The organism is Glutamicibacter sp. JL.03c (assembly GCF_025854375.1).
Taxonomy (GTDB): domain Bacteria; phylum Actinomycetota; class Actinomycetes; order Actinomycetales; family Micrococcaceae; genus Glutamicibacter.
Genome location: NZ_CP107575.1, coordinates 3116104 through 3133729, shown reverse-complemented (window position 1 = coordinate 3133729; position 17626 = coordinate 3116104). Strand labels below are relative to the sequence as shown.

At 63.1% G+C, this 17626-nt stretch carries 15 protein-coding genes; 8 read left to right on the top strand and 7 right to left on the bottom strand.

The window, feature by feature from the left end; all coding sequences use genetic code 11:
• Positions 1-144 precede the first annotated feature (144 nt).
• The 7 genes from OF385_RS14535 (at position 145) to OF385_RS14500 (ending at position 9439) form a co-directional block, all read left to right on the top strand.
• A complete protein-coding gene (locus tag OF385_RS14535) occupies positions 145-1878 on the top strand; it encodes an ABC transporter ATP-binding protein (RefSeq protein ID WP_264276019.1) in 1734 nt (577 codons plus the stop codon).
• A complete protein-coding gene (locus tag OF385_RS14530; RefSeq protein ID WP_413468027.1) occupies positions 1879-3963 on the top strand; it encodes an ABC transporter ATP-binding protein in 2085 nt (694 codons plus the stop codon).
• Between the two features lie 157 nt (positions 3964-4120).
• The gene (locus tag OF385_RS14520) at positions 4121-5020 is read left to right on the top strand and encodes a LysR family transcriptional regulator (protein WP_319019145.1); all 900 of its coding nucleotides are present in this window, start codon (positions 4121-4123) and stop codon (positions 5018-5020) included.
• A 174-nt stretch (positions 5021-5194) separates the two neighbouring features.
• Positions 5195-6268: an FUSC family protein gene (locus tag OF385_RS14515; protein WP_264276018.1), complete on the top strand. Its 1074-nt coding sequence runs from the start codon at positions 5195-5197 to the stop codon at positions 6266-6268.
• Between the two features lie 269 nt (positions 6269-6537).
• Positions 6538-7302 carry an aquaporin Z gene (gene aqpZ / locus OF385_RS14510; RefSeq protein WP_264276017.1) on the top strand — a complete coding sequence of 255 codons (765 nt, stop codon included), beginning with the start codon at positions 6538-6540 and terminating at the stop codon, positions 7300-7302.
• 159 nt (positions 7303-7461) lie between these two features.
• Positions 7462-8232, top strand: a complete 771-nt coding sequence (locus OF385_RS14505) for a CPBP family intramembrane glutamic endopeptidase (RefSeq protein WP_264276016.1) — start codon at positions 7462-7464, stop codon at positions 8230-8232.
• A 4-nt stretch (positions 8233-8236) separates the two neighbouring features.
• Positions 8237-9439, top strand: coding sequence for an MFS transporter (locus OF385_RS14500; protein ID WP_264276015.1), 1203 nt, complete (start codon positions 8237-8239; stop codon positions 9437-9439).
• Positions 9440-9476: 37 nt separating this feature from the next.
• On the opposite strand, the gene OF385_RS14495 is transcribed toward OF385_RS14500, so the two are convergent.
• Positions 9477-10310, bottom strand: coding sequence for an MBL fold metallo-hydrolase (locus OF385_RS14495; RefSeq protein ID WP_264276014.1), 834 nt, complete (start codon positions 10308-10310; stop codon positions 9477-9479).
• Between the two features lie 157 nt (positions 10311-10467).
• Here OF385_RS14495 and OF385_RS14490 point away from each other — a divergent pair, with 157 nt between their 5' ends.
• Positions 10468-11808: an MATE family efflux transporter gene (locus OF385_RS14490; protein ID WP_264276013.1), complete on the top strand. Its 1341-nt coding sequence runs from the start codon at positions 10468-10470 to the stop codon at positions 11806-11808.
• 149 nt (positions 11809-11957) lie between these two features.
• Here the strand turns inward: OF385_RS14490 and OF385_RS14485 are convergent, their stop codons facing one another.
• The 6 genes from OF385_RS14485 to OF385_RS16760 form a co-directional block, all read right to left on the bottom strand.
• Positions 11958-13250 (bottom strand): alpha/beta hydrolase-fold protein, encoded by a 1293-nt coding sequence (locus OF385_RS14485; protein ID WP_264276012.1) that lies wholly within the window; start codon positions 13248-13250, stop codon positions 11958-11960.
• Positions 13240-14076 (bottom strand): siderophore-interacting protein, encoded by an 837-nt coding sequence (locus tag OF385_RS14480; RefSeq protein ID WP_264276011.1) that lies wholly within the window; start codon positions 14074-14076, stop codon positions 13240-13242. Before OF385_RS14480 ends, OF385_RS14485 begins: the two co-directional genes overlap by 11 nt.
• Before the next feature lie 39 nt (positions 14077-14115).
• Entirely contained in the window at positions 14116-15078 is a 963-nt protein-coding gene (locus OF385_RS14475) for a FecCD family ABC transporter permease (protein WP_264276010.1), read from the bottom strand.
• 41 nt (positions 15079-15119) lie between these two features.
• Entirely contained in the window at positions 15120-16142 is a 1023-nt protein-coding gene (locus OF385_RS14470) for a FecCD family ABC transporter permease (RefSeq protein ID WP_264276009.1), read from the bottom strand.
• Positions 16143-16148: 6 nt separating this feature from the next.
• Entirely contained in the window at positions 16149-17165 is a 1017-nt protein-coding gene (gene fepB, locus OF385_RS14465) for a Fe2+-enterobactin ABC transporter substrate-binding protein (RefSeq protein ID WP_264276008.1), read from the bottom strand.
• A 193-nt stretch (positions 17166-17358) separates the two neighbouring features.
• Positions 17359-17607, bottom strand: coding sequence for a helix-turn-helix domain-containing protein (locus tag OF385_RS16760; protein WP_413468164.1), 249 nt, complete (start codon positions 17605-17607; stop codon positions 17359-17361).
• Positions 17608-17626: the final 19 nt, after the last annotated feature.

Below are 17626 nucleotides of genomic sequence, written 5' to 3'. Positions count from 1 at the left end.
GTTCAGGGTTGGCGCAAATCAATCGCGAGGATGATTCTACTTGTCGGTGGTGGACACTAGACTGGCAATCGTCCTTCAATCAGCGCGCCCTTAATCCGAAGCGGCGCGGTGCCGGAGGGCCTGATGCCAGCGAGGATTAACCACATGCTTCTCAAGCTCATCTTGAAACATTCCAGGCCCTACACGGGCTGGATCATTGCCGTAGTCATCTTGCAGTTGGCCACCACCATGGCCACGCTCTACCTTCCCAGCCTGAACGCGAAAATCATCGACGTGGGCGTCGTGACTGCCGATGTCGACTACATCTGGCGCACCGGCGGCCTGATGCTCATCGTGGCCCTCATCCAGGTGGCCACCGCCGTGGCCGCCGTGTACTTCGGGGCCAAGACCGCGATGAGCGTGGGCCGGGACATCCGCCAGTCCGTCTTCGAGAAGGTCTCCACCTTCTCGGCCCAAGATGTCAACAAGTTCGGTGCCGCCACCCTGATCACCCGCGGCACCAATGACGTGCAGCAGATCCAGATGCTGACCTTGATGGCCCTGAACTTCATGATCAATGCCCCCATCATGTCCATCGGCGGCGTGGTGATGGCCATCCGCGAAGACCCGGGATTGTCCTGGCTGGTCTGGGTTTCGGTCCCGCTGGTACTGATCGTTGTCGGCCTGCTGGTCATCAAGCTCATGCCGCTATTCCGTGACATGCAGGTGCGCATTGACGGAATCAACGGGGTGCTGCGCGAGCAGATCACCGGTATCCGCGTGGTGCGTGCCTTCGTCCGCGAAGAACACGAAACCCAGCGCTACGACGAGGCCAACCAGAAACTGACCGACCTCGGTGTCAAGGTCGGCAACCTGTTTGTCTTGATGTTCCCCGCCATCACCATGATCCTGCACCTGTCCACCGCCGCGGTGCTCTGGTTCGGCGGCCACCGTGTGGATAACGGCCAGGTGGAAGTAGGCGCGCTTACCGCCTTCTTGCAGTACCTGCTGCAGATCCTGATGGCCGTCATGATGGGCACCTTCATGGCCATGATGATTCCCCGCGCGATGGTGTCGGCCGACCGCATCTGCGAGGTCCTGGACAGCGAGCCGTCCATGCAGGATGCCGCAGACCGCGAGGTCCTGCTTCCAGAACCGGGCACCGTGGAATTCAAGAATGTGACGTTCGGATACCCGGGCGCCGAGGCCCCGGTGCTCTCCGGCATTTCCTTCACCGCCAAGCCGGGGCAGACCACCGCCATTATCGGTTCCACCGGTGCGGGCAAGACCACCTTGCTGAATCTCATTCCACGGCTCTACGACGCTACGGAAGGCGAAATTCTCATTGGCGGTGTGCCGCTGAAGGAACTGGGGCGCGAGGCGATCTCGAAGAACATCTCCGCCGTTCCCCAGCGCCCGTACCTGTTCTCCGGAACCATCGAGTCCAACTTGCGCTTTGGCGCCCAGGACGCCGAGGACGAGGAGCTGTGGCAGGCCCTGCGGATCGCGCAAGCCGATGGCTTTGTCGCCGAGCGCGAAGGGCAGCTGGCATCGAAGATCTCCCAGGGCGGCACCAATGTGTCGGGTGGCCAGCGCCAGCGCCTGTGCATCGCACGGGCCTTGGCCGCCAAGCCCAAGACCTATCTCTTCGATGACTCGTTCTCGGCGCTCGACGTGAGCACCGATGCGAAATTGCGGGCGGCCCTGGCCGAACCGACCAAGGACGCCGCCGTGATCATCGTGGCCCAGCGCGTCTCGACCATCACCGAGGCCGACCAGATCCTGGTCTTGGACCATGGGGAAATCGTGGCCCGGGGTACCCACGAAGAACTGCTGGAATCCTCGGAAACCTACCAGGAAATCGTGACGTCCCAGCTGAGCGTGGAGGAGGTGGCCTAAGTGGCGAAGAAACAGAAAAATGCGCAGCCGGAGCAGCTTGATAGCGAGCTGGCTGCCATTGATGAATTTGAAGTAGCCGCTGGTGCCGATGACTGGAGCGGTGGTGCTCCAGCGCGCAAGGCTGAGCACTTCTGGCCATCGGCCAAACGCCTCGTTGGCCTGATGTCGCCCTACAAGTGGGGCATGGTTCTGGTCTTCGCGCTGATCACCGTGTACGTAGTGCTATCGGTGGTTGCTCCCCGGGTTCTGGGCAAGGCCATGGACGTGATCTTCGCCGGCCTGATCGGCAAGAACATTCCTGCTGGCACGCCGGCCGATGTTGTCATCCAGCAGCTGCGGGATTCTGGCCAGGGCACCCAGGCGGACATGCTCTCCAAGGTGAATTTTGTCCCCGGGCAGGGGATCGACTTCACCCAGCTCTCGCAGTTCATCCTGATTGTGCTCTCGATGTATTTCGTGGCCTCGCTCTTCTCCTGGGCCTCCGGATGGCTGCTCAATAGGCTGGTCATGCGCGTGGTCTACAACCTGCGCAAGGATGTCGAGGACAAGCTCAACCGCCTGCCGTTGAATTATTTCGATACCCGCCAGCGTGGGGATGTGCTCTCCCGTGTGACCAATGACGTGGACAATATCCAGAATGCCCTGCAGCAGGCACTGAGCCAGCTGGTGCAGTCCATCATGACGGTCATCGGCATCGTCATCATGATGTTCGTCGTCTCCTGGCAGATGGCGCTGATCGCATTGGTGGCGCTGCCGCTGTCCGGCGTTGCCGCCGGGGTGATCGGTTCCAAGGCGCAGAAGCTATTCACCGCGCAGTGGAAGAACACCGGTGCCCTCAACGGGCAGATCGAGGAGTCCTTCTCTGGCCACGAGTTGATGAAGGTCTTCGGCCGCGAAGAAGACATGGTGGATCGCTTCACCTCCCGCAACGAAGAGCTGTACAAGGCCAGCTTCGGTGCGCAGTTCGTTTCGGGCATGATCATGCCGGTGATGAACTTCGTTTCCTACCTCTCCTACGTCGGCATCGCCGTGGTGGGCGGCCTGCGCGTGGCTTCGGGCGCGATGAGCCTTGGCGATGCCACCGCTTTCATCCAGTACTCGCGCGAGTTCACCCAGCCGCTGGGCCAGATCGCCGGCGTGGCGAATATGCTGCAGTCCGGTGTGGCCTCGGCCGAGCGGACCTTCGAGCTGCTGGACGCCGAGGAGCAGGACCCTGAGGATGCCCAGGCCACCTTGCCCGAGCGCACGGATGGGCATGTCTCCTTCCAGAATGTCTCCTTCTCCTACACCGCGGAGAAGCCGCTGATCGAGGACCTGTCCTTTGACGCGGATCCGGGCCATACCGTCGCCATTGTCGGACCGACCGGGGCCGGCAAGACCACCCTGGTGAATTTGGTGATGCGCTTCTACGAGCTGAACTCCGGGAAGATCATGGTGGACAACCATGACATAACCCAGCTCTCGCGTGCTGATCTGCGGTCCAAGGTGGGCATGGTGCTCCAGGATGCGTGGCTCTTTGGCGGCACCATCATGGAGAACATCCGCTACGGACGGCTGGATGCGACCGATGAGGAAGTCATCCAGGCCGCCAAGGCGACCTTCGTGGACCGCTTCGTGCGTGCTTTGCCCGATGGCTATGACACGATCATCGATGAGGAAGGCACCAACGTGTCGGCCGGCGAGAAGCAGCTGATCACGATCGCCCGCGCATTCGTGGCCAACCCCTCGCTGCTGATCCTCGATGAGGCCACCAGCTCGGTGGGCACCCGCACCGAATTGCTGGTGCAGCAGGCAATGGCTGCCCTGCGCAGCGATCGCACGAGCTTCGTGATTGCCCACCGGCTCTCCACGATCCGCGATGCCGACACCATTCTGGTGATGGAAGCGGGCAAGATCGTAGAGCAGGGCAACCATGAGCATCTGCTGAAGACCCAGGGCGCGTACTACCGCTTGTACCAGTCGCAATTTGCCGGGCCGGCCGAGGACGTCGATGCGAATCCGGACACCGCAGCCGTGGCCTCAGTGACGGCCGGCGTGCCGATCGTCGCTGACCTGGCTCCGAACGCGCAGGAGGACACTGAATAGGCGTTGGCCCACCGAAGGCCCCGGCGCCGGCAGACCTGAACTGGGTCCCGGCGCCGGGGCCTTCGGCCTTGCCCGGCAAGGCCCGCCGGAGAGGCCCGTACTAGGGCCGGCGGTCATCGATGACCGCCGCCGGCAGCGATAGTGGTGCAATAGGATCATGATGCTTAGGCAGTTGGAATATCTTGTGGCGCTGGCCGGGGAGCAGCACTTCGCGCGCGCCGCCGAGCTGTGCGCCGTCTCGCAACCGGCATTATCCGAGGGGATCCGGAAGTTGGAGCGGGAGCTGGGCGTGCCGCTGGTCCGTCGCGGCCATGCGTTCCAGGGGTTGACCGTCGAGGGCGACACCGTGCTCCGATGGGCGCGAAAGCTCCTCAAGGACCACGAATCGCTGAAGCAGGAGGTCCTTTTCCATCGCGATGGGCTGAACGGCACCCTGCGTGTGGGTACCGTGCCGGCAGCGTCCTCGACGGTGGTGACCCTGACCGATGCCTTTGCCCGGGAACACCCCGAGGTGAGCATCAAGATCAAGGGCAGCCTGCACTCCTCGGAGATCATCCGGCAGATCAGGAACTACGAGTTGGATGCCGGGCTGATCTACACCGAGCCCGATGACGTTGCAGGGCTGCGCATTCATCGGCTGTATGTCGAAGAGCATGTGCTGATCACCGCGCCGGGGATGCTGGGGCGCAGGACCAGCAGGTCGTGGGCCTCTGCGGTGGACTTGCCATTGTGCTTGCTGGACTCGTCGCTGCGTGGGCGCCAGGTTCTGGATCATGCGCTGGCCGAACATGGCTTGAAGGTCACCCCGAGAATCGAATGCGACTCCGTTGTTACGCTCCTGGCCCATGTCTCCACGGGGCATTGGGCCAGCATCGTTCCACGCCAATGGCTGCCGCCCATTGGCGCTCTTCCCGGGCTGGAAATAACCCGCCTGGATAACCCGGAAGTGACCTCGCAGATTTCGTTGGTGATGGAAGATGTCAGTCCGTTAAGTTTGATGTCAGTAGCGTTAAGCGAGCTAATTTTGGAAAAATTCCCTCAGTCTAAAATCCTCTGAGTTGGGATGATAATTATTATTTATGAACCGATATGGTGCGATTCTTTGAATTGATCAACCCTGACGCTGGAAGCTGGTAGCAGTCTTGGCCAGCAGGAAGCCCGGACATGTCCACACGTGCGAGGAGTTTCCAATGGGTGCAAAGAACGTCAATGCCGTTGAGGAATCCGTGTAATGCACACAACGCCCCCAACGGCTCAGGGCCTTGTGCCACGACTCAGGTCGAGGGTGGACTCGCTGGTCTCCTGGCGGCTGCTGGTGGTGGCCCATAGCCCGGAAATCCGTCCGGCCCTGCGCGTGGGCATCGGTCTGGGCATACCGGGTACGGCACTGCTGCTCACCGACCGCATCGACTTGCTGGCCTATGCCGTCTTTGGTTCTGTCGTCGGGATGTACGGTCGCGACCCGCACCGGTGGCAACGGTTCAAGAACCAGCTGCTCGGAGCGGGGTTGATGCTCTGCGCGGGAATCTGCGGAATTGCGCTCGCGCCGGTCGGATTGCGCGGGTGGTCCCTGCTGGCCGGTGGCATTCTTTGCGCGGTGCTCAGCTCGATGGTTGCCGACCGCCACGGCCTGAAACCCGGTGGCGCGTTCTTTCCACTTTTCGCCTTCGGGGCACTGGGCACGCTGCCGGTCGGCGAAACCCTGGCCCTCGACGGACTGATCGCCTTCGTCGCCACCGCTCTCTTCAGCATCCTGCTCGGGCAAATGGCACGCTTTGGACCCGCTGCCGAACACGGAATCCAAACACAGGCCTTGCCGTGGCCGAATATCCTGCGCAGAGCCGGCACCTATCTGGTCGTCATCGCCGCGGCCGGAAGCATTGGCATCGGGTTGCAGGTGGAACACCTGCAGTGGACCATGGCCGGCGCCGCTGTGCCCTTGGCTGCTGGCAATGCCCGGGGAATGATCAAGCGCGGCACCCATCGCATCATGGGGACCCTGGCCGGCATCGGCGTGCTGCTCGCCCTGCAGCTGATGGAACCCAGCGAATTCTTCATCGGCTGCTGCATCATCGGGCTGATCTTCCCCACCGAGGCCTATATGGTGCGCAACTACGGTCTGGCGCTGAGCTTCTTCACGCCGCTGATCCTGCTCATGCTTCAATTGGCCAATCCGCGCATCGGGGCCCAAATGGTGTGGGACTGCGCCATGGGCAACCTGCTGGGCGTGCTGGTCGGGATCCTCATTGCCGGCGCCATCGAGCGAACGCCTCGCTTGCAGTATTCCAGCGGAGACGTGGGGTGAATTTTCACCCTGTGCCGGCACCCCGGGAGACCACGGTGTCCACCGGAGGGTGCGCGGTTCCGGTCATCCAAGCGGGGCTTCGCAGCGCCAGCCTGCAACCAAGAAAGCCTTGCTGGGGAATCCCACGAAAGATGAAACGGGATTACTTAGCCAGAAAATGGTGCTCGCCAGAAAGTAAATAAATGATTAAATCCCTATTCTTTTTCCCTTCAGCCAACATAAGCTGGCCGTGAACTCGCATTTTTCATCGAGGAAAGGAAAAGGGAAGCATGTCAGATACATCCGTGCCTACTGCGGGCGCAAAACTTTCGGCAGAATTCTTGGGCACTTTCGTGCTGGTCTTCGGTGGCTGTGGTTCGGCCATCTTCGCGGCAAAAGTCATCGCGGATCACACCATCAACATGGGCATCGGATTTGTCGGTGTATCCCTGGCCTTCGGCTTGACCGTTCTGGTCATGGCCTTCGCCGTTGGCCATATTTCCGGTGGGCACTTCAACCCGGCGGTGACCTTGGGGACCGCATTTGCCGGACGCACCCCCTGGAAGGACGTCGGGCCATACATCGTCACCCAGGTGGTGGCCGCCTCCGCCGCTGGTGCTGTGCTGCTGTGGATTGCCTCGGGCAAGGAAGGCTTCAATGCCGTTGAATCGGGATTCGCCTCCAACGGCTATGGCGACCGCTCCCCGGATGGCTATTCGCTCGCCGCCGCACTGGTTGCCGAAATCGTCCTCACGGCGATCTTCCTCTACGTGATCCTGGGATCCACCGATGAACGTGCGCCCAAGGGTTTTGCGCCGATTGCCATCGGCCTGTCGCTGACCCTGATCCACCTGGTCTCGATCCCGATCACCAATACGTCGGTGAACCCGGCTCGTTCGCTGGGTGTCGCCTGGTTCGCCGGTGCCGAAGCCTTGGGTCAGGTATGGCTATTCATCCTCGCTCCGGTCATCGGCGCGGCCATTGCCGGACTCACCTACAAGTTGCTCTTCCCGGCCTTTGCCGACAAGGCGCGGGAAGGTTTCGACCGCAACTAGGCTCCGAATTTCCCGTTGCACCCAGGCAGTTTCCGGGCCCGGATGGCATCACTGATGGCATCCGGGCTTTGCCGTGCATGCTCCCTGCCGCGACGGTGATCTACGTCTGCTCGCTCACTGTTGAGGGATTTCCACAGCTCAGGCCATTAGGCTTGTACCATGCAACAATGGCCAGAGCACCCAGTTCAGTACATGGCGGTAAGGCCTCGGCAGCGGGTATTCAATGCCGGAAAGTTCAGCAAAGGCGACGTGTTCACCGCCATTGCCTACGTCATCTTCTTCATCGGGGGCGCCGCTGGCCTGATTGCGTTGATCCCGGGTTACATGTCAGCCTTCCCCACCCAGGACCAGGCGCTGTTCGGCATCAACCTCATCTTGTACGTCAGCTTTTTCATCCTGGCGATGATCCAGTGCGGAGCGCAGTTCTTCGAATCCTTCAAGACCATGCGCTACCACCCGTGGGCCAAATGGCTGATGCTGCCCGGTGGGTGGCTGCTGACCATCATGGCCAATGCAGTGATCGCGGGTTTGACCGGGCAGGTGGTCACCAGCGAGAACCAGGCGGCCCTGGAGGACATGGCCACCTCGGTGCCACTGCCGGTCATGCTGGTGGTGACCGCGCTCTTCGGCCCGTTTGTCGAAGAATACTTCTTCCGCCACCTGCTCATCGGCAAGCTTTCACGCAAACTCAATGTCTGGCTCTGCCTGCTGATTTCCACCGTCCTGTTCGCTGGCATTCACTTCGTCGGGGCCGGCGTGGGCTCATGGCTTGAAGTGGTGCCCTATTTCATGCTCGGCATCTCCATGGGCCTGGCCTACATTCTCAGCGGCAAGTCGATGGCCTACTCCTACCTGCTGCACGTGCTGAATAATACCGTCGCGCTCCTAGTGGTCTACCTGCTCTATCCGCTACTTCCTGCAGGAGTCTAAACCGGTGCCGTTCGCAGGACATGAACCACGCACCCCTGCCTATAGGGGCATGCTGCTGGCGCTCTTCGCCAGCGGCGTAGCCACCTTCTCGCAGCTCTATGCCGTGCAGGGGTTGCTGCCAGTGATCTCCAGCTACTTCCAGATCACTTCGTCCCAAGCCGCGCTGGCGGTCTCTTCGGCGACCTTGGGGCTGGCCCTTGCGGTGACGCCATGGGCCATTATCTCGGATCGGATTGGCCGGCGCAGGGTCATTTGTGCGGCGCTGGTCGCCTCGGTACTGCTGGGACTGCTCAGCACCCAGTCGCCGACATTCGAGTCGCTCGTCGTCATCCGGTTCTTTGAAGGCATTGCCCTGGCCGGGGTGCCCGGATCTGCCCTGGCATTCCTCGTGGATGAGGTCAGCCCCAGGGCCGTGGCCGTAGCCAGCGGCACCTACATCTCGGGAACCACCTTGGGCGGGCTGGCTGGACGTCTGGTGGCCAGTTTCGTCGGAGAGCCCGCGGGGTGGCGGTGGGGGATCGCCGCGGTGAGCATCATGGCCGGACTGGCCACGCTGTTCTTCTTGTTCAAAGCTCCCGCGGCCCAAGGCTTCGCGCCCATTCGGGACCAGAACCTCAAGGCGATCGCCGCGAAGTTCGGCCAAGCGCTGCGCGGGAAGATGATCCTGGTCTATGCCCAGGGCTTCTTGCTCATGGGCGGTTTCGTCGCGGTCTACAACTATCTGGCGTTCCGGCTGGAAGCGCCTCCCTATCTCATCCCATCATCCCTTGCGGCCCTGGTGTTCTTGGCGTATCTGTCGGGAACCTACACCTCGGTGGCCAGCGGGAAGGTGGTGGCCAGAATTGGGCGCCGCAATACGCTGCGCCTGAGCATCGTGTGCAGCGCCGCGGGGCTGGCCTTGACCCTTGCGGGCCATCTCATCGTCATTGTTGCCGGGCTGCTGGTCTTCACCGCGGGCTTCTTCGCGGCCCATGCGGTGGCCAGCGGCTGGGTTCCGGTGCTCGCCTCAGGCGCGCGAGCGCAGGCCTCGAGCCTCTACAACCTGTTGTACTACGTCGGATCCTCGGTGCTGGGCTGGCTCATCGGCATCCCATTCATGCACTACGGGTGGGGCAGCGTCGTGCTCTCGGTGGTCGCGCTGCAGGCGGTGGCGATGGTCTTGGCCTCGTTCCTTTCCAAGCGCGATCCGTCATTAGGCAAAGACTAGATATTCCTCAAGGGGAATATCCAAGTTCCCCGTCAGATCAGGTCAGATGATCGAATTCTCCCGACACCCAGCGGGCGTAGCGATCCGCGGAAAACTGGACAATCCGCTGCGCATCCGAGCGGACGCAACTGGCGAAGTTGTTGTAGAGGCGGTCAAATTCGAGCTCTTCCAAGCTCTTGGCCATGCGGCGGACCACCGGCGCCGAAAGCGGAATCCGGTTGGGGTAGCTGCGCAGAAAAGTCACGTTGCCATCAGCCACCGGGAAGACGGCATCTCCAGCCAAGAGCACACCACGCCCATCGGCGCCGGCCTGCCAGCAGGCGACGGTGCTGCCCGGGAAGTGCCCGCCCAATTGCTTCAGCGTGATGCCGGGCAGGACTTCAAAGGCATCCTGCCAGAGCTTGACCGCCGAAGATGAATACTGGACCCACTGGGCATCCGCCTGTGCCACGTAGATCGGGACGCCGCCAAATGCCTGGCTGTACTGCTGCTGCACCCCGTACATGTGCGGATGGCTGGCAACGATCCCGGCCAACCCGCCACAGGACTGCAGCCAGGCGATGATCTGCTCGGTGATCAGCCCCGGAACATCGAAGAGCAGATTGCCGCCGGTGGTCTGAACCAGCAAGGCGCTTTGCCCGATGCCGATTTCCGGGGACGCGATGGCCGTCAGCCCGGGTTCAAGTTCCGTGAGGGTCAGCTCGTGGCCGCCCGCCACCAGATCACCGGTCCGAATCCAGCGTTGGGTGCCTCCGGGAAGGTATTGGCGCTCGTCGGCGCAGATCGGGCACAGCCCCTCAGGCTGCGGGCCCGGAGGGAACTCCACGGCGCATCCTGCGCACTGCCACTGATCGAGGTGCTCTTGGCTCATGGGCTCGGCTGCTCTTTCTGGCCGCGTCCCCACGGCCTCTTGGGTTGCTTCCAACCTAGTGCGTTTCCACTCCATCCGGTAGACGGCATCTGCCTGAGGCATCTCGCCCAGCGATATTAAATGGTGAAAGGGCGCGGCGCTTCGTAGAGTGGTGTGCGTGAGTTCCTCAACCCCCACCGATTCCCCGAAGAACATTTCCCGGCAGATCCTGGCCCTGGCAGTTCCTGCCCTGGGCGCGCTGATCGCCGAGCCGCTCTTCCTGCTCGCTGATTCGGCCATCGTCGGCCATCTTGGCGTGGATGAATTGGCCGGTGCTGCCCTGGGCACCACGGTCCTGCAGACCGCGGTGGGGCTGATGATCTTCCTGGCCTATGCCACCACCCCTGCGGTGGCGCGCGCGATCGGTGCGGGGCGTCCCGGGCAGGCGATGGCCGCCGGACGCGATGGCATGTGGTTCGCGGTGGTCCTAGGCGTGGTGCTCTCAGTGCTGGGATACCTCACCGCCAGGCCCCTGGTGCAGGCCATGGGTTCTGTGGGGCCGGCCATGGATTTTGCGGTGGACTACATCCACTATTCGCTGCCGGGGCTGACCGCGATGCTGCTGGTATTGGCTGCCACCGGCGTCTTGCGCGGAATGCAGGATACCAAGACCCCGCTGGTGGTTGCCACCGCCGGTTTCGGCTTGAATATCGTCCTGAACTTCGCCCTGGTCTACGGGGCAAACATGTCCGTGGCCGGTGCCGCCCTGGGCACATCCATCGCCCAGTGGATCATGGCAGCGGTCTACCTGTGGATGCTCTTGCCTCGGATTCGCCAGCAAGGTATCCCGCTGGCGCCCAGCTGGGCCGGTTTCATTTCCACCGGGCAGGTCGGCTCCTGGCTGATGCTGCGCAACCTGACCATGCGCGCGGCCTTGCTGTTGACTGTCTTCGTCGCCACCAGCTCCGGAACCCAGACCCTGGCAGCACACCAACTGGTCTTCACCATCTTCAGCTTCCTGGCTTTTGCGCTGGATGCGCTGGCCATTGCGGCCCAGGCGATGATTGGCCAGGAGCTGGGGCGCGGGGATGCGGTGCGGGTCCGCAAGCTCACCGGCGTCATGAGCCGCTGGGGGATCTGGTTCGGGGTGGCTACCGGCCTGCTGCTGCTTGCCACGTCATGGGTTTTCCCGATGATGTTCACCCCCGATGAGCAGATCCGCGAGCTGACCACGGTGGGACTGTGGGTGCTGGCCTTGTCCCAGCCGCTGTGCGGACTGGTCTTCGTGCTCGATGGGGTCCTGATCGGCGCCGGGGATGCCCGCTACCTGGGCCTGGCCGGCGTGGTGAACCTGCTCGTCTACGCCCCGATGCTCTGGGCGGTCTTGGCCTTCACCAGCGATCCGCGCTCGGCCATCTGGTGGATCTGGGTCGCCTTTGCGCTGGGATTCATGGCCTCCCGCGGCATCACCTTGTGGGTGCGGGCGCGCGGCACCGCGTGGATGCGCCTAGGGCACTAGCCAGGGGGCTGCCATCACCTCGCCACAATCACGGCGGCATTGCATGAGCTGAATCGGGCCACACACCCTGCTGATGAACGGATCGCCCTGCAGGGCGGCGCTGCGGCCGCCCTGGGAGCGGCGAACAAGTGCAGCGCAGCCAACTGCCGCTACATCGACCCGCCAGTATGAGCCGGTCCGGGGAAGAATCTGGCTAATCCGTAGAGCAGCTCCGGATTCCACCATGACCAGTCATGCCCGCCGCTCAGCGACTCGAAGTCCACTTGGCCTGCCGGCGGAAATTCGCGGAGGTGTTCAATCAGGCGCAGACACCCTTCATGGATATCCGTTTCATAACAGCCAGCCTGGATCAGCACCGTGCTGTGTTCCGGCAGCGCCGTGATGCTCTCGGTGAGGTCGGTATGCCAGAGGGAAGGAGACTGGGCGAGCGCGCAACCCACCAGATCAGGGTAGCGGCAGAGCATCAACAGGGCCGCAAGACCACCAAAGGAAGCACCATTAATTAGCACGTCGTCGCGGCGTAGCGAGATCCGGTAGCGGCTTCGTGCCCACGGCAGGAACTGCTCCGCAATCGACCTGGTAGTTCCCCCGAGCACGGGGAGTTCCTCGCCCCGGATCTGGACGGTGGTGCTGTCGATGAACAGCACATGCAGCGGGGCAAGCTCTCCGGAGGCAATGGCCGCATCCAGCGATTGAGCGGCCGCAAGGAACCGGGCGTAGGTGGCACCGTCGTGCACAATGGCCAGTGGCGTCGGCCCGTCCGCCTGGGTCGGCACGTACATCCACAGATCTCGGGGACGCTGGCAATTTTCATCATAAAGTTCGTGATGATGCAGCCGGGGGTGCTTGATTCCAGGTCCTTGTCCCGGCTCTCCCCAGCCCCCGACCGCAGGACCAGGGCGGTGCCAGTCCGGCGTCGCAGTCGCCAGCGAGCCCGGAATCCGGCTGGCAGGGGCATAGGCCAAGGACAACGGGGCGCCATTCATGCTTGCCCCCACCAACTGGTTGAGTTCATCAATTCCTCCGGCATCGGCGGCCAGCCGGATAGGCCGGCGTTCGGTCGCGAGGCGCCATGCAGGCAGACCGGCGCCACGGTGCGTGGTGATGCGGTAGCCAGCCCGCCAATCGGCGGGAACCTGCAAGGTCACAGCCCACAAGCCTTCCGCGATTTTCTCAAATTCGCTGGCGTCGAGATCACGGTGATCCACCAGCGCATTGGCGGACAAGATTGCTGCGGTCAGCGGTGCAGGCTGCCCATCATCAGCCAACAGGAAATGGGCATACACCAGGGCAGGATCTGCCGTTGCTTCAAAGACCGGGGTGTGCAGCTCGCCGTTGCGCAGCGCGTGCTTCCATGCGCCTAGTTCTCCTGCTGACCGAGTGTCACGCAGGTAGCCATAATGGCGCAGGGACCCCGGTGCGGTGCCGGGCCTAGTGCGCATGTTCTTCATGGCCGGGGCGTTCGTAGGCCATCTCATCGGCGACGCGGTCATGGTCCGAATCATGGGCATAGGACACCTCATCGAGGGTCCGATGCCAATAGCCGATAATCAGGCGGTTCGCCTTGGGTATTTCGGCCTGTGCGGCCCAGGAGCGGGCAAAACGGACCACCTCGGATTCGGCCGACACCCACAGGTGGATCTGCTGCGGATGTGCTACCTGATAGCTTTCCATGGCGTTAATCAGGTGATGGGTACTGCCCGCTGGGGCGCCGGCACGCGATAGCCAGGTGATGCGCATTCCTGCCGGCGCGCGCAGCTCGTGGATCTCCTGGGCGTCGGCCACCTCGATGAACACCTCGCCTTCCTGGTTCTCTGGCATCTGCTCAAGGGTGTCGCTGATCGCCGGCAGCGCAGTTTCATCGCCGAACATCAGAGCTGTGCCCCCGGGCTTGAGCACCCGTCCGCCGCCGCCAAAAGCGCCGAGCCTGCTTCCCGCACTGATCCTCTCCACCCATGCGCTGGCCAGTCCTTCGTCGCCGTGGCGGACGAAGTCGATGGCCATCCGCGAGGTTTCGGCATCAAGCCAGCGAACCGTGTAGGTCCTCACCCGCGAGCGCTGGTCTCCGGCAAAGGCCCACCGGCCGGTACTGGCATCACGCTGGGGGAAATCCAATTCTTGCCCGGGACGGGGGAAGTAGATCTTGATATTGGGGACAGCTGGCCCGTCGGCGGCATAGTCGCGTACGCCCTTCCCGTGGAAGACGACTCGGCGCATCCGCGGGGTGTAGTCCAGAATTTCTTCGACGATCAAGGTATGGGCACTCACAGGGAAGACTCCTCTCGGGGTAATGAATATTGGGGATTGCTAGCGCCGTGCAGGAGCCCGGGTCAGCAGGAAGAGCAGGTAGAGGCCGCCGCCGAGTGCAGTGGCCATGCCGATGGGCATTTGCCACTGCATGGGCAGCTGCTGCAGCGCCACGTCACAGCCGAGCAGCAAGACGGCGCCGGTGAGCGCCGCGGGCACAATGGGTACGTTGCGCGAACCGATCAACTGGCGAATAATCGCTCCCGAAGCCAAGGCGACGAAGGCTACCGGTCCGGCGGCCGCGGTGGCCGCGGCACTGAGGCAGACCGCGGTGAAGATGGTTACGCGGCGCACGGTTTCGGCCCCCACGCCCAGGGCGCGCGCAGCGTCGTCGCCCATTTCCAGCAGGGTCATCCCGGTGGAATGCCACAGCAGCACCGGCAGGAGGAAAGCCAGGGCCAGCAGGACCAGCAGCGCATCGGACCAGCTGCGTCCGCCCAGTGAACCGGTGAGCCAGAGGTTGGCCTGGGCCGCCAGCTCTGCGTCTCCCTTGGCCAGGAGCAGCGTATTGGCAGCCGAGAGCATGGCGCTGACCCCGATGCCGACGATGACCAGGCGCTGGCCCCCGGTACGCGCTCCGGCGTAGGACAGCAAGTAGACCAGCCCCGCGGTGAGCAGCCCGCAGGCCATCGCCGCACCCGCCGTGGCCAGGGCACCGGCATTGAACACGACGATCTGCGCCACCGCGCCGGTGGCGGCCCCGGTGGTGAAGCCGATGATATCGGGGCTGCCCAACGGGTTGCGGGCGATGGATTGGAAACTCGCTCCGGCCGCGCCCAGGGCAGCGCCCACGCCGATCGCGGTCAGCACGCGCGGTGCGCGGATGGAGCCAATGACCAGCAGATCCCGTTGGCTGCCGCGTCCGGTCAGGGCGTGCAGGACCTCTGGAGGCGAGAGCCTGATGGTTCCGGTGCCCAGCGCCACGATGGCCAAGACGCACAAGAGCACCCCCAGGGTGATCATTACCGCATGTTGGCGAGCTTTCGTGTAGCGGCTTCGTGCCATTAGCTGCCTGCCTTGAGCATGCGTCGGGCCAGGAGGATGAACAGTGGTGCGCCGATCAGCGCACTCATGGCCCCGGCACCGACTTCATCGGGCCTGACGAGTATTCGGCCGAGGATATCGGCAATGAGCAATGCGAGTGCTCCCAGGGCCATGGACAAGGGAAGCAGTCGTTGATGGCCGGCTCCTACCAACATGCGCGCGGCGTGCGGGGCGGCCAGGCCGATAAAGCTGATGGGTCCGGCCGCCGCGGTGGCGGCTCCGGAGAGCAGGACTATGCCCAGCAGCCCGAGAGCCCAGGCGCGCTGCGTGCTGATGCCCAGGGCCTTGGCCGAATCCTCGCCCAAGGACAGTGCATCAAGGGTGCGCGACATGCCCAGGGCCAGCACTGAACCTATCAGGATCACGACCAGAGTGGCCGGCAGGACATCGTAGCCGCGTCCCTGCAGTGAACCGGTGGCCCAGGAAGCGTATTTGGTTTGGTTTTGCGAAGTTCCGCCGATGATCAAGATGGTGGTGGCCGCCGCGAGCATGACCGAGAGTCCGGCTCCGGCCAGGACCATGCGGGAGAGGTCATTTCCCCGGGTGCTGCGCTGGCCGAGCACAAAGACGGCGATGGCGCTGGCACCGGCGCCGATAAAGGCAAAGAGCATCAGCACCGCCGGCTGGATCACTCCGAGGGTGATCGCGATGGCCACCGCAAAGGCGGCTCCTGAATTGACGCCGAGCAACCCCGGCTCGGCCAACGGATTGCGAGTGAGCGATTGCATGAGCGCTCCGGACAGCCCCAGTCCCGCGCCGACCAGCATGGCCAGGAAGGTACGGGGAATGCGCAGCTCATGCACGAGCAGATGCTCGGTATTGGAGGGGTCGAAGTCGGTGATGGCACGCAATGATTCGCGCAGCCCGATGGACGCGGAGCCGACAGCAAAGGAACAGGCGATCAGGATGCAGAGCATGGCCAAGGCCGCCGCCCACCACAGCAGTGGTGCGCGGCGTCCGGGTGTGGGGCGCGGTTGGAACACGTGGCCTTACTTTGCCAAGGAAGGGAAGTCGTTCTCGAAGTAGTCCAGGATCTGGTTGGATGAGTAGTAGTCCAGGCGGAAGGAGTTGGCCAGCGGGAAGACATTCTTGCTCTTGACCGAAGGCAAGTTGGCCAAGGTGGGATCCGCAAGGAAGCTCTTGGCGGTGTCCTCGGTGGCCGCAATCAGGAAGGTCGCATCGCCGGTGGCCGACTTGGCCAGGCCCTCGTAGGAGGTGAAGACGAAGTCATCACGCTTCTGCGGGTTGGTGTTGTACTCTTCCGGGGGCTCGACGACGTCAAATCCCAGGGCCGAGATCAGCCGGGAGTGCGGACCGGTGGTCTTGCCCACCGGGGATGCTGAGCCCTTGTTGTAGGACACGATGGAGGCCGTGGTGCCAGCAGGAATTGCCAGCTTTTCCTTGACCTGTGCTGCGCGTTCGTCGAATTCAGAGATGATCTTCTCGGCTTCAGCCTCGTGCCCGGTGGCCTCAGCCAGTTGGCGGGTCAGTTCTGGCCAGTCCTTGTTGGAGTAGTTCACCACGATGGTGGGGGCGATCTCCTTGAGCTGGTCGTAGTGGTCCATCACCGAGTCGGCACCGGATGTCGAGACCACAATCAGGTCCGGGTCCTGGGCGATGATCGATTCCAGATCGAAGTTGCCGATCTTGTACAGAGGCTGCACGTTGGCGGCGGTGGCCGCTTCACCCCACTGGGTGAAGAAGCCATGGGAATCGGCTTCGGGACCTGGGGTGGTGATGGTCGTGGCCACCACCGGAGCATCGATGGCCAGCAGGGAACCGGTGGCGGACATCGCGGTGTTCACGATGCGCTGGGGCTGCTCCTCGAGGGTCACCGAACCTTTTTCATCGGTGATGGTGCGTGGCCATTGTCCCTGCGCAGCGGCCGGGGACTGGGTTTGGCTGGGGGCGGTTGTCGCGGAGCTGCTGGCGGTGCAGGCCCCGAGGCCCAGCATCAGGGCCGCGGCTACCGCGCTCGAAGCAATCGTTCGAAGGTTGAAACGCACCTGGAGGCTCTCCTTAGGCGTCGTGCCCGTGGTGGATCCTGAGTGGTTCCGCGGGGCAAGGGGCGAGTAATAACGAGACAGAACAATATCGTTAGCAAGTTAGGTTCCCCATACACCGGATTGCGGCTTCGCCGGGCAAATTCCGTGCTTCCGGCGCGCAGAAACCGCGGTGCCCCCCACAGCAAAGTTGTCGTTAAATGATATTTCGCTGTCCGGAATCCGGATGCGGACGTACAGCACCGGGTCTCAGTCCGCGGGCTCGGTGCAAGGCGCGGGAAAAGTTCGAGACATGTTCATAGCCCACGCAGCGGGCGACAAAGGCCAGCGGGAGGCCGGCGGCCAGCATCCCCTCAGCACGCTGCAGGCGATAGGCCCTCCACCATCCGGCGGGTGAATCGCCGGCGGCATCACGCCAGGCGCGTTGCAATTGGCGCAGGCTCATTCCGTGCGTGGCGGCCAGG